The following is a 12,109-nucleotide window of genomic DNA, read 5'->3' as shown; positions in this document are numbered from 1 at the left end:
TAGCCTGCTGCCCTCGCCACCGTTTGGATAGTGTCGCCACGCTCACGCGGTTCCACCGGACGTGCTGCCGCGTAGCCTGCTGCCCTCGCCACCGTTTGGATAGTGTCGCCACGCTCACGCGGTTCCACCGGACGTGCTGCCGCGTAGCCAGCTGTCCTCGTCGCCGACTTGGACAGTCGGCTGCGTCAGTTCGCACCGCGTGAAGTCCCCGGACCAACGACGAACTAAAGCCGGACCAACGACGAACCGAAGCATGTAGCCGAAGGTGTCGTCCGTAACTGGCGGCTCCCGAGCAGGCCAGCCCTCGGAAGGGCCGCCGGAGTTACGGGCGATAGTTCTGAGCAGGGGCTGAGTGCGCTCGACCCGGTTGGTCCGGCTGCTAACGTGCTTGGCACGGTCGGCCCTCGCTGCGTGTCGGGCTCGCCGGGATTGAGCACGAACAGATCGCCCGGAGCCGGCCGAGCGCGGGAGGCAGCATGTCGTTCACCGACGAGGAGATCGCCTACCTGCGGTCTCAGCCCTTGGCCCGGTTGGCGACCGCCGGCCCGGAGGGTCAGCCCGACGTCATGCCGGTCGCGTTCGAGTACGACGGATCGGTCTTCTGGATCGGCGGCTCGGGCGAATCCGTCCTGGCCACCCGCAAGTTCGTCAACGTCCGGTCCGGCCACCGGCGGATCGCGCTGGTCGTCGACGACATGGTCTCCTTCGACCCGTTCATCGCCCGCGGCATCCGGGTGTACGGCGACGCCGACGGCCCGGTCGAGCGGACCGGCATGACCGGGCCCGGCTTCTATCTGCGGATAGCTCCGCGTATCTCCTGGAGCTGGAACATGGCGGGCGTACCGGTCGGCGCCACCTGGTACGAATCCAGGCGCGCCGAACACCGGCCGAACCGCAATGGCTGAACCCCTCCATGACGACTGGCGCGTCCTCTATCGCGTCGTAGCGGCGCATTTCCGCACCGAGTCGTTCGCGCAGGGCGTCGCTCTCGTCGAGCGCATCGGCCGGCTGGCCACCGAGAATCCCCCGCGCGTCGACCTGCGCCCGGCCGGCGTCACCGTGACCCTGGTGCGTCGCGACGCCGAGCTGGCCCGCGGCATCTCCGCCGCCGCGGCCGGCCTGGGCCTGACCGCTGACCCGTCCGCCGTCCAACTGGTCGACGTCACGATCGACGCGCTGGCCACCCCGGCGGTGCTCGCCTTCTGGCGCGCGCTGCTCGGCTACCGCCAGTTCGGCGACGACTTCCTGGGCGATCCGCACGGCCGCGGCCCCGGTTTCGGCGTCCAGCCGCTCGACTCGCCACGCCCGCAACGCAACCGCGTCCACATCGACGTGGCCGTTCCCGAGGATCAGGCAGAAGCCCGGATAGCGGCCGCGCTGGCCGCCGGCGGCCGCCTGGTCTCCGACGCGCACGCCCCGAAGTGGTGGGTGCTGGCCGACCCCGAGGGCAACGAGGCTTGCATAGCCACCCCACGCGGCCGCGACTGAGCAACCCGGGAGATGGAGGCGCTCCCGGGGCTCAGCCGGCTTCCGGGGCGCGCGTGGTCAGCGCTGCTTGGATGATGCGGACGGCTTCGGTGGTGTCGATGCCGAGGCGGGTGATGAGGGCGGCATACTCCGCGGCGGCGTGGCGGGCCTGTTCGCGCCCCTGCTCGCCGGCTGCGGTCACGAACGAGCCGGCCGAGCCGCGGGTCTCGATCAGCCCCGCCTCCTCCAGCTCACGGTAGGCCCGGCCGACCGTGTTGACCGCGAGGCCGAGGTCCGCGGCCAGGCGGCGGATGGTCGGCAGCCGGGTGCCCACGGCCAGCGTGCGTTCCTGGATCTGCCCGGCCAGTTGGGCGCGGAGCTGCTCGAACGGTGGGACGGGGGAGGCCGAGTCGATGACGATCATGCGGTTCACGGGGCGGTGCGGCCGTGCTGGGCGGCCAGGGCGTTCCGTACGTCCCCGGCCGTGATCAGGGCGAGCGCGATGACGCTCAGGATCACGAAGGCGAGCCAGCCCGTGTTCCACGGGTCGAGCCCGGTGTCGAAGACCGACACGACCGGCAGCGACCACACCACGGTCGGCAGGCCCACCCCGCGGGCGTCCTCGACGCGCATGAGGAAGTCGGCCTTCAGGGAGCTCTCGTCGTCGGCCACCACCGGGTGGGTGAGCACATGGCGCAGTTGGACGGCCGTGCCGGCGGCGACCCCGCACAGCCCGATGAGCATGATGACCGCCGAGTACCTCGCGACGCCGTCCCGCATGATCAGGGCCGCGATCGCCAGCACGGCCGCGCCCGCGTACGTGATCGCCAGCAACGCGGCCCGCGGAACGCCGAGCACGGTTCGCCAGCCGGGCCGGACGGAGTGGGTCGCCCGTCGCGGCAACTCCGCGGCCGCCTGTTGATCGACCCGTCGCACCCACCGGTCCAGCAGCGACAGGCCCAGCACCAGCCCGGCCACCAGTGCCGTCAGCACCACCAGCGCCCACCGCTGCTGCGTCCCGAACCCGTCGTCCCCCGGGCGGAGCGGCAAGGCAGAGACATAGACGAGGGCAGTCCCACAGAGGAACACTGCCGGCAGAATGGCCGCGGCCAGCCGCGTGCGTCGACGGACCGTCAGGCGCGCCGAGAGCATCGGAGTCGGCGTGACGTCGGCCAGGCCGTGCCCGGCCAACCACAGGCGGGCTATCTCGAGCTGCGTCGGACGCACCTTCCTCGGCATGGCAGCCTCCCAGCTTGTCGTAAGTGTTGTCTCACCATGTTGGGACAACACTTGCGACAAGTCAATGGGTGAAGCGCACGCCGAACCGTGCGACGGAACGCGGCCAAGGTCGTCCCGACCCCGGGCGGGTGGGCCGGTCGGGTGGTTGGGGGTCAGCGGCGCAGGGAGTCGAGGAGGCGGGTGGCTCGGTTGCCGGGGTGGGCGGTCAGGCGATCGAGCAGCACCTGGGTGTCTTCCGTCCAGTCGGGGCCGGGGACGAGGATCTTGCTGGGCGGCACCTCGTCGGGGCCGGTTGGCGTGGCGGCGCGGACGCGGGTGTGGGTGATGCCCTGGGCCAGCAGGGTCTCGCCGCCGCCGTAGTGGGGTTGGGCGGCGTACGCCAGGTGGGGATAGGCGGCGGCCACCTCGTGGGTGACCAGCATCGCCAGCAGGACGTCGTCGGTACGGGTGGGGCGGTTCTCGCGGCGGGCCTGTTCGTCGGCCTCCAGGCGGGTCCAGAGCACGGGACGGGCGGCGTGGTTCACCTTGCGTGCCAGCACCGAGAAGAGCAGGCGGTCCTGGAAGCCGCGGCCCCGGTAGCGGGTGCGGCCCAGCAGGGCGTCGCGGGCGGGGCGAAGTTCGGGCGCGACCCGGTCGGCGCGTTGCGGTCGGTGGCCGTCGAGGGCAGCCTGGCGGACTTCGTCCGGGTTGACGCCGCAGTCGCGGATGACGGCCGACGCCTCGGCGGCGGGGTCGTCGACCAACGCGGCCAGCAAGGCCGCCGGGGAGTCCTGAGCTTCGCGGAGCGCGTCGGCTGCGGCCGCCGAGACAGGCAGGGAGCGACCGTCGGTGCCGCGGACGTGCGCGTGCTCGCCGGACGGACCGAGGACCGGGCCGGCGTCCGGCTCGATGACACGCCCGGCGTCGGGTTCGGCCGATGGGCGTCCAGGCGTACGTAGCACCGTGAGAATCACCGTCGACGAGATGTCGAACGCGTCGAGCAGCGGTTTCACTCCCTTGTCGTACGCCAGCGAGAACAACAGCGGCCCGGTGCCGATGGGTCCGTCGGCGGCCCCGCGCGCCCGGCCCAGCGTGTGGGTCAGTTTGTCGCCGATCATGATTTCCATGAGGACCACGGTAAGGATTCGGCGCGGGCCGGCCATCGGGCCCAGGACGGAGACGGGCCCCTGCCCCAGGGCATAGGTCAGCGCTTGCGGCGGCGCAGCAGGACGTCGGCCGTCCAGGCCAGCAGGCCCACGCCGAAGACGGCGGCCAGCCAGCCCGCGACCTCGATGACGACGATGAGGGCGGTCACGGCCAGCATGGCCACGCGGGCCACGACCGCGGCCGGGCGGCCGCGGCGGGTGCCGGTCACGGGCTGTACGGCGAGTCGGGCGGCCAGCTCGCCGAACTGGCGGGCCTCGCGCAACCGGGCCTCGCCGTCCTGCACGAGGATGCCGTCGCACAGGTCCCGAACGCCCGGAGTCTCGCGCACGTGGGCGGTGACCGCGTCATAGACCTCGGGGCTTTCGACCGTGCCGGTCAGGATGGCCACGCCGTTCTGCACCTGGACGGCCAGGGGCTGGCGGCGGTAGCGCTCGTCGGCGGCCAGGGACTCGGCCAGCCGGCGGGCGAGTTCCCGGTCGGCGTCGTCGGGCTCCATGGCGACCTCCTCAGCGTTTGTCGTCGGCGCCGGCCAGGTCGTCGACCACCAGCAGGTCGGCCCGGGCCTGGCCGGCTCGGTAGGCGGCCCGGCCGATCATGTGGGCGGCCACGGGCGCCGTGGCCATCGAGAACACCGCTACCAGCAGCAGCGTGGTGATACTGACGGCCTCGCGCAGGCGCAGCGCGCAGCCGATCAGCGCCAGCAGCAGGCCCAGCACCTGTGGCTTGGTGGCGGCGTGCATGCGGGACAGCAGGTCGGGGAAGCGGATAAGCGCCACCCCGGCCGACAGGCTGAGCAGGGCGCCCAGCACGAGGCAGGCCCCGGCGATCACGTCCAGCACGCCGCTCATCGCACTTCCTCCGCGGGCACTTCCTCCGCGGGCCGGTCGAGTAGGTCGCGGCCGGGCGGGCTGAGTGAGTCCCCGCGGTCCGGGGGCTCGGGTGGGCGCCGGTTCAGGGCTTCCGGGACGCCCAGGGAGTCGGGCCGGTCGACCGATTCGGCCTGGTAGTCCGGGCTGGGCCGGTCCGCGTCGCGGCCGCTGGCCGGGTCGGCGGCGGCCTGGCGGCGGATGGCGAACCGGGCCACGCTGACCGCGCCGGTGAAGCCGAGGATCGACAGCACCGCGAGCACGGGCAGGGCGGTCGCGTCGCGGGAGAACGCGGCCTCGGCGGCGATGGACATGACGATCACGGCCAGGAGCACGTCGGTGGCGACTATCCGGTCCAGGATGGACGGGCCGTGGACGATTCGGATCAGGGCGAGGACAGCGCCCCCGGCCAGCAGCACGGTGACGACGATGGCGATGGCCGTCATGCGGGCGCCTCCTCGAGAATGCGTCGTTCGGCGGGTGATCCGAAGGCTCGGACGAGCCGGCGTTCCAGGTCGAGCACGTCCTGTTTGAACTGCTCGGCCTCCTCGGCCGACTCGACGCCCAGCACGTGCACGTACAGCACGCCGCGCCGGCGGTCGACGTCGACGATCAGGCTGCCGGGCACCAGCGACAGGGCCTCGGCGGTCATGGTCAGGTTCAGGTCGGAGGGCGCCCGCAGGGTGACGGCGACGATCGCGCTGCGGGGCACGTGCCCGAACCGGAAGGCCAGCGAGACCACCTGGAAGCTGGCGACGACCATGTCGAGCGCGAACCGGCCGGCGAACCGCAGCACGCCCAGCGCCTGGATCCGCCCGGCGTAGGTGACCGCCGGCAGCGGGAACACCACCAGCACCACGACCGCGATCACCAGCCCGCCGACGATGGTCAGCGCGCTGAACGACCCCCACAGCAGCACCCAGATGACGGTCAGCCCGAGCGCGGCGACGCACCTGTCCCGCCACCGTCCCCGCGTCACGGCGCACCTCCGCCGAACACTGCCCGCACGTAGTAGGCACGTTCCATCAGGGACGAGGCGGCGCCGTCGGAGACCTCGAACAGCGGACCGGCCACGACCGTGAGCGCGATGCCGAAGACGACCAGGGCCATCGTCGGCGCCACCATGAGCCGCGGGAGCAGCGAGCCCGAGGCCGGCGGCACGGACGCGGGCGGGGTGCGCCAGAAGGCGAGGTTCCACACGCGCGCCACCGCGTAGAGGGTCAGCAGGCTGGTCAGGATGCCACCGCCGACGAGCAGCCAGGCCAGCAGCCCGCCGTCGGCCACGCCCGCCTGCACCAGCCCCAGCTTGCCGATGAAGCCGCTGAACGGCGGGATCCCGGCCAGGTTCAACGCCGGCACGAGGAACAGCACGGCGAGTACGGGGGACAGCTTGGCCAGCCCGCCCAGTTTGTCGAGGGCCGTGCTGCCGCCGCGCTTCTCGATCAGGCCGGCCGCCAGGAACAGCGTGGTCTGGACGGTGATGTGGTGGACCACGTAGAAGATCGCGCTGGCCAGCCCGAGCTGCGTGGCCAAGCCCACCCCGAAGAGCAGGTAGCCGATGTGGCTGACCAGAGTGAACGACAGCAGCCGCTTGATGTCCGACTGCGCCACCGCGCCCAGGATCCCGATCACCATGGTGAGCAGGCCCAGGACAAGCAGCACGGCGGCGGCCCGGCCGCCGGGGAACAGCAGCGTCTCGGTGCGGATGATCGCGTACACCCCGACCTTGGTCAGCAGGCCCGCGAACACCGCCGTGACGGGGGCGGGCGCGGTCGGATAGCTGTCCGGCAGCCATGAGGACAGCGGGAACACCGCGGCCTTGATGCCGAACGCGAGCAGGAGCATGCCCTGCAGGATCAGCCGCAGGCCGTCGGGCAGCGCGTCCAGCCGCTCGACCAGCTGGGCCAGGTTGAGCGTGCCGGTGGCCGCGTAGATGAGGCCGATCGCGGTCAGGAAGATGACCGACGAGAGCAACGAGACCACGACGTACGTCGAACCGGCGCGGATCCTGTTCTCGGTGCCCCCGATGGTCAGCAGCACGTAACTGGCCACCAGCAGGATCTCGAACCCGACGTACAGGTTGAACAGGTCGCCGGCGAGGAACGCGTTGGTCACGCCGGCCGTCAGGATCAGATAGGTCGGGTGGTAGACCGAGAGCGGCGTCTCCTCGTGGCCGTCGGCCATGCCCTGCCCGATCGAATAGACCAGCACGCACAGGGTCACCGCCGAGGAGACCACGAGCATCAGCGCGGCCAGCTGGTCGGCGATGAGCACGATCCCCAGCGGCGCCGACCAGCCGCCGACGGCGACGACCAGCGGTCCGTTCGTGGTCGAGATCCAGAGCAGGGCGCACGAGACCAGCACGGTGGCGGTCAGCACGGTGAGGCTGACCGTCCGCTGCGCGCGGGGCTTCCCCGCCATCATCAGCGTCAGCGCGGCCCCGAACAGGGGCATCACGACGGGCAGGGGGACCAGGAAGCTCATCGCGCGGCCTCGTGGTGGTCGGTGTCGTCCGTCCCGGAACCCTCGTCCCGCTCGGCCAGCCGCATGATCCGCTGGTCCTCGACGTCGTCCTGCACCTCGTCGTGGCCGGACATGGCCCAGCTGCGATAGGCCAGGGCGAGCAGGAACGCGGTCATGCCGAGCGTGATGACGATGGCCGTGAGGATCATGATCTGGGGCAGCGGGTCGGCCATCTCCTCGTCGGACGCGCCGACGATCGGCGGGGCGCCGGCCTTGCCGCCCAGCAGGATCAACAGGTTCACACCGTTGCCGAGCAGGATCATTCCCATCAGCACACGGGTCAGGCTGCGCTCCAGCACCATCGAGACCCCGGCCGCGAAGAGCACGCCGATCACCACGACGTAGACCAGATTCGGAGTCATGCTGAGCCTCCTGTGGTATGCCCTCCTGGCCGTACGGGCGCTCCGCTGACTCCGGTGCAGTCGCTCATACCGGCTCCCTCTGTCGTTCGATCGCCCGTCGTTCCGTCCGCGCCGCGACCTCGTGCTGGCGGTCCAGCTCGGCGCCGAGGCTGCGCAGGATCTCCAGCACCAGCGCCACCACGATCAGGTAGACGCCGATGTCGAAGAAGGCCGACGTGGCGAAGTGGATGTGACCGAGCACCGGCAGGTGGAGGTCGAGCAGCGCGCTCTGCAGCACCTCGCCCCCGGCCACCAGGGCCGCCGCTCCGGTGCCGACCGCGGTCAGCAGGCCCGCCCCGAGCAGCAGGCCGGCGTCGACCGGCGCCGCCGCGTTCAGCTCGCGCCGCCCGCCGGCCAGGTAGCGGGTGGTCAGCGCCAGCCCGGCCACCAGGCCGCCGGCGAAGCCGCCGCCGGGCGCGTTGTGCCCGCTGAAGAGCAGGTAGATCGAGAACAGCACGATCGTGTGGAACAGCAGGCGTGCCACCACCTGCAGGATGATCGACTGGCGGCGGGCCTCGGGGTTGTCCCCGGCCCGCAGCCAGGGTCCGGGCTCCTGCACCTGTTGGTCGAGGTTGCCGTTGCCCTGTTCGGCCCGGCGGCGCTGCAGGGCGCCGGAGCGCCGGAAAATCAGCGACGCCACCCCGGTCGCGGCCACCACGAGCACCGAGATCTCGCCCATGGTGTCCCAGGCCCGGATGTCGACCAGCGCCACGTTCACGATGTTGTGGCCACCGCCGTACGAGACCGCGGGTTCCGCGAAGTCGACCGAGATCGGCGTCGCGATCCGGCCGCCGACCGCCACGTACGCCATGCCCGCGGCCACCAGACCGGTCGCCGCCGCGAGGGTCGTGCGCATGACGCGGCTGGCCCGCAGTGGCCGGGCCGAGAAGCGGACCGGCAGGCGGCGCAGCACCAGCACGAACATGACGATCGTGACCGTCTCGACCAGGAACTGGGTCAGCGCCAGGTCGGGCGCGCCGTGCAGCACGAACATGACGGCCACGCCGTAGCCGGACACCCCGAGCAGGATCATCGCCGTCAGCCGGCGTCGCGACCGGGCCGCGATCAGCGCCGAGCTGACCACCACGGCGCCCGCCACGAGTTGCAGCGGCGTGTCCCACAGCCGCAGACCGCTGGGCCAGGGCGCGACGAACACCAGTGTGCCCGCGCCGAACAGCACCAGGACGACGAGGATGACGCCGAGCGAGAACGGCAGTGACCCGCGCTGGGTGGCCCCGGTGACCTCGACGGCGGCCCGGTCGACGGAGGACATCAGCCACTTGTAGACGGTTTCGGCGGCGGGCAGGCGACGGCCCGGCCACGGGCGGCCCCGCAGATGCACGGCGAAGATGGCGCCGCCGGTCGCGAGGACGGCCGCCGAGAGCAACAACGGCAGCCCGAACCCGTGCCACAGCGCGAGATGCTCCGTCTCGCCGGGAAATTGCGACGCGTACGGAGTGAGAACCCCGTCCAGCCACGAGGCGGCGATGCCCACGCCGAGCCCGGCCAGAGCCAGCAGCCCGGCCGGTGCCAGGAAGGCGAACCCGGGCCGTGGCGTCTGCAGTGGAGCGACCCCGGGCTTGCCCGCGAACGCGCCCCAGAGGAACCGCAACCCGTACGCCACGGTCAGCGCCGAGCCGGCGACGAGGGCGAGCAGCACCAACCGGCCGGTCGTGCCGCCGTGCTCGAACGCCGCGAACAGCGTCTCCTTGCCCACGAACCCGGCCAGCGGCGGCACACCCGCCATCGAGGCGACGGCCAGCCCGGCGATGACCGCGAGCACCGGCATCCGCCCGCCCAGCCCGCTCAGCTCGCGCAGATCGCGGGTGCCGGCCAGCCGGTCGACGATGCCGACGACCAGGAACAGGGCCGCCTTGAACAGGGCGTGCGCGAGCAGCAGGGCGGCTCCGGCGAGCGCGGCGGCCCGGCACCCGGCCCCGAGCGCGATGGTCAGCAGGCCCAGCTGACTCACCGTGCCGTACGCCAGAAGCAGCTTCAGATCGTGCTGGCGCATGGCGTTCCAGCCGCCGAGCAGCATCGTGATGATCCCGGCCACGAGCGCGACCGGCCGCCAGGGCTCGGCCAGAGCCAGCAGCGGGCCGAGCAGGCCCAGCAGGAAGACGCCGGCCTTCACCATCGAGGCCGCGTGCAGGTAGGCCGACGCGGGAGTGGGCGCGGCCATCGCGGCCGGCAGCCAGAAGCTGAACGGGAAGATGGCCGACTTGCTGAGCGCCCCGGCCAGAATCAGCACCGCCGCGGTCGCACTGCCCGCGGGCAACGGCCCCTCGACGATCTCCGACCAGCGGTACGTACCCGCGCCGTGCCCGAGCAGGACGAAGCCGACCAGCATGGCCAGCCCGCCCGCGGTGGTCACGACCAGGGCCTGCATGGCCGCGCGGCGCCCGGCCGAGTGCTCGCCCGAGTGCCCGATCAGCAGGTACGAGAAGACGGTGGTGAGTTCCCAGAACACGTACAGCAGAAGCAGGTCGTCCGAGACGACCAGGCCGGTCATCGCGGTGGCGAAACCGAGGAAGATGCCCGCGAACCGGCCCAGGCCCGGGTCGCCCTCTTGGAAGTAGCGGGCGCAGTACGCCAGCACGACCGCGCCGATGCCGCTGACGATCAGCATCATCAGCCACGACAGCGGGCCCATCCGCAGGGCCAGGTCCATGCCCAGGTGCGGCACCCAGGGGTATGTCTCGACGACCGGCGGCGTCCGGGTCGCGGTCCACACGAAGGTTCCGGCCGGCACGAGCGCCAGGCCGTAGAGAGCGCGGTTGCCGGCGTGACGGATCGCCACCGGGGCCAGCATCGCGGCCGCGGCGTGCAGGATCAGGACGACGAGCAGCATCACGGCTCGATCAGCCCGGCCCGGATCGCGTACCGGGTCAGTTCCTGCCGGTCCTTGAGGCCCAGCTTGGCCAGGATGTTGGAGCGGTGGCGCTCGACGGTCTTGACGCTGATGTAGAGCAGCTCGGCGATGTCCTTCGTCGAGTGGCCCTCGGCGACCAGCTTCAGCACTTCCTCCTCGCGTTCGGTGACAGGCCGCTCGGGGATCTCGGCGCCGGTGCGGGCGCGCTCCAGGTATTCGCGGATCAGCGCGGTCTCCGCCCCCGGGTACAGGAACGGCTCGTCGCGTATGGCCGCGTGGCAGGCCTCGACGAGGTCGCGGTCGGCGGCCGACTTGAGCACGTAACCGGCCGCCCCGACCCGCAGCGCCTCGAAGAAGAACTGCTCGTTGTCGTACATGGTCAGGATGAGGATGCGCAGCTCCGGGTGGCTGCGGCTGAGCTCGCGGGCGGCCTGCAGGCCGGTCATCCGCGGCATCGCGATGTCGAGCACGGCCAGGTCGGGCGGGTCGGCGGCGGCCAGCGCCAGCGCCTCGGCGCCGTCGGCCGCCTCGCCGATCACCTCGAGGTCGGGCTCGCTGTCGAGAATGAGGCGGACCCCGCGCCGCACGAGGGCGTGGTCGTCGGCCAGCAGGATGCGGATCATGCGGGCACCGTCAGCTGGACCGAGGTGCCGCCGGACGTCCCGGACTCCACAGACAGGTCGGCACCGATCAGCAACGCGCGTTCGCGCATGCCGCGGATGCCCGCCCCCTCGGGCGCGCCCCGCAGTCCGCGGCCGTCGTCGCGCACGCACAGGCGGACGCCGCCGTCCTTCCGCTGGGCCAGCACCAGGTCGACGTGCTGGGCGGCCGCATGCCGGGCGGCGTTGGTCAGGCTTTCCTGGGCGACCCGGTAGAGCACCAGTTCGACCTCCTTCGGCAGGACGGGCAGATCGGAGCCGACCTGACGGCGCACGGCCAGGCCGGCCGTCGTGAACTCGCCGGCCAGCGCGCGCAGAGCACTGGCCAGGCCGAGTTCCTCGAGGACGCCGGGGCGCAGCCGGCGGGCGATGCGGCGGATCTCGTCGAGGCTGTTGCGGGTGCTCTCCTGCACCTGCAACAGCTGGCCACGCACGGGCTCGGGCGACGCCTGGGCGACCCGCTTGAGGTCGAGCAGCACGGCGGTCAGCGTCTGCCCGATCTCGTCGTGCAGTTCCTGAGCGATGCGGTGGCGTTCAGCCTCCTGGGCTGAGAGCGCGCGCCCGGCGCTGGACGCCCGTTCGGTCTCCAGTCGTTCCAGCATCGCGTTGAACGCCGTGATCAGCTGGGCGATCTCGCCCTGGCCGCGGGCCGCCAGCCGGGTGCCCGGGCGCAGCAGGTCGATCGTGGTCATCACGCGGGTGAGCCGGGCCAGCGGCGACAGTCCCACGCGCAGCATCACCGCGTTGGCCACCAGCGTCACCGCCGTGCCGGCCAGGATGATGAGCGCCTCGGCCAGCCGGGCCGTCGCCGAGACGGTCACCGGGGCGAAGAGCAGCACGAGGGCCGCGACGGTGAGAACCGCCGCGTTCAACGAGAAGATGCGCCAGAACAGCGACACGCGGGCTCACCCGATCCCTGGAAGGAAAACGCTTCCT

General features: G+C 72.0%; 14 protein-coding genes. 2 read left to right on the top strand and 12 right to left on the bottom strand.

What is annotated here, in order from left to right; translation table 11 throughout:
* Nucleotides 1-476: 476 nt before the first annotated feature.
* Together LXN57_RS01870 and LXN57_RS01865 are read left to right on the top strand one after the other, a co-directional pair.
* The gene (locus tag LXN57_RS01870) at nucleotides 477-905 is read left to right on the top strand and encodes a PPOX class F420-dependent oxidoreductase (protein WP_251796210.1); all 429 of its coding nucleotides are present in this window, start codon (nucleotides 477-479) and stop codon (nucleotides 903-905) included.
* The gene (locus LXN57_RS01865) at nucleotides 898-1,488 is read left to right on the top strand and encodes a 4a-hydroxytetrahydrobiopterin dehydratase family protein (protein WP_251796209.1); all 591 of its coding nucleotides are present in this window, start codon (nucleotides 898-900) and stop codon (nucleotides 1,486-1,488) included. The genes LXN57_RS01870 and LXN57_RS01865 overlap by 8 nt, the downstream gene beginning before the upstream one ends.
* A gap of 31 nt (nucleotides 1,489-1,519) precedes the next feature.
* On the opposite strand, the gene LXN57_RS01860 is transcribed toward LXN57_RS01865, so the two are convergent.
* The 12 genes from LXN57_RS01860 to LXN57_RS01805 form a co-directional block, all read right to left on the bottom strand.
* Complete coding sequence (locus LXN57_RS01860) at nucleotides 1,520-1,891, bottom strand: GntR family transcriptional regulator (protein ID WP_251796208.1); 372 nt, start codon at nucleotides 1,889-1,891, stop codon at nucleotides 1,520-1,522.
* Between the two features lie 5 nt (nucleotides 1,892-1,896).
* Nucleotides 1,897-2,706 (bottom strand): hypothetical protein, encoded by an 810-nt coding sequence (locus tag LXN57_RS01855; RefSeq protein WP_251796207.1) that lies wholly within the window; start codon nucleotides 2,704-2,706, stop codon nucleotides 1,897-1,899.
* A gap of 152 nt (nucleotides 2,707-2,858) precedes the next feature.
* Nucleotides 2,859-3,812, bottom strand: a complete 954-nt coding sequence (locus LXN57_RS01850; protein WP_251796206.1) for a Clp protease N-terminal domain-containing protein — start codon at nucleotides 3,810-3,812, stop codon at nucleotides 2,859-2,861.
* A 77-nt stretch (nucleotides 3,813-3,889) separates the two neighbouring features.
* The gene (locus LXN57_RS01845; protein ID WP_251796205.1) at nucleotides 3,890-4,348 is read right to left on the bottom strand and encodes a BON domain-containing protein; all 459 of its coding nucleotides are present in this window, start codon (nucleotides 4,346-4,348) and stop codon (nucleotides 3,890-3,892) included.
* 10 nt (nucleotides 4,349-4,358) lie between these two features.
* Nucleotides 4,359-4,700, bottom strand: coding sequence for a monovalent cation/H(+) antiporter subunit G (mnhG, locus tag LXN57_RS01840; protein ID WP_251796204.1), 342 nt, complete (start codon nucleotides 4,698-4,700; stop codon nucleotides 4,359-4,361).
* A complete protein-coding gene (locus tag LXN57_RS48165; RefSeq protein ID WP_308206586.1) occupies nucleotides 4,697-5,164 on the bottom strand; it encodes an MrpF/PhaF family protein in 468 nt (155 codons plus the stop codon). Before LXN57_RS48165 ends, mnhG begins: the two co-directional genes overlap by 4 nt.
* Entirely contained in the window at nucleotides 5,161-5,697 is a 537-nt protein-coding gene (locus tag LXN57_RS01830) for a Na+/H+ antiporter subunit E (protein ID WP_251796203.1), read from the bottom strand. The genes LXN57_RS48165 and LXN57_RS01830 overlap by 4 nt, the downstream gene beginning before the upstream one ends.
* Nucleotides 5,694-7,202: a Na+/H+ antiporter subunit D gene (locus LXN57_RS01825; RefSeq protein ID WP_251796202.1), complete on the bottom strand. Its 1,509-nt coding sequence runs from the start codon at nucleotides 7,200-7,202 to the stop codon at nucleotides 5,694-5,696. Before LXN57_RS01825 ends, LXN57_RS01830 begins: the two co-directional genes overlap by 4 nt.
* Nucleotides 7,199-7,603, bottom strand: coding sequence for a Na(+)/H(+) antiporter subunit C (locus LXN57_RS01820; RefSeq protein WP_251796201.1), 405 nt, complete (start codon nucleotides 7,601-7,603; stop codon nucleotides 7,199-7,201). The genes LXN57_RS01825 and LXN57_RS01820 overlap by 4 nt, the downstream gene beginning before the upstream one ends.
* 64 nt (nucleotides 7,604-7,667) lie before the next feature.
* The gene (locus tag LXN57_RS01815; RefSeq protein ID WP_251796215.1) at nucleotides 7,668-10,490 is read right to left on the bottom strand and encodes a Na+/H+ antiporter subunit A; all 2,823 of its coding nucleotides are present in this window, start codon (nucleotides 10,488-10,490) and stop codon (nucleotides 7,668-7,670) included.
* Between the two features lie 2 nt (nucleotides 10,491-10,492).
* Nucleotides 10,493-11,137, bottom strand: coding sequence for a response regulator (locus LXN57_RS01810; protein ID WP_251796200.1), 645 nt, complete (start codon nucleotides 11,135-11,137; stop codon nucleotides 10,493-10,495).
* A complete protein-coding gene (locus LXN57_RS01805; RefSeq protein WP_251796199.1) occupies nucleotides 11,134-12,072 on the bottom strand; it encodes a sensor histidine kinase in 939 nt (312 codons plus the stop codon). The genes LXN57_RS01810 and LXN57_RS01805 overlap by 4 nt, the downstream gene beginning before the upstream one ends.
* Between the last annotated feature and the right edge of the window lie 37 nt (nucleotides 12,073-12,109).

The sequence above is a fragment of the Paractinoplanes hotanensis genome (genome assembly GCF_023717965.1).
Taxonomy (GTDB): Bacteria; Actinomycetota; Actinomycetes; order Mycobacteriales; family Micromonosporaceae; genus Actinoplanes; species Actinoplanes polyasparticus.
This window is presented reverse-complemented; position numbering and strand designations above follow the sequence as displayed.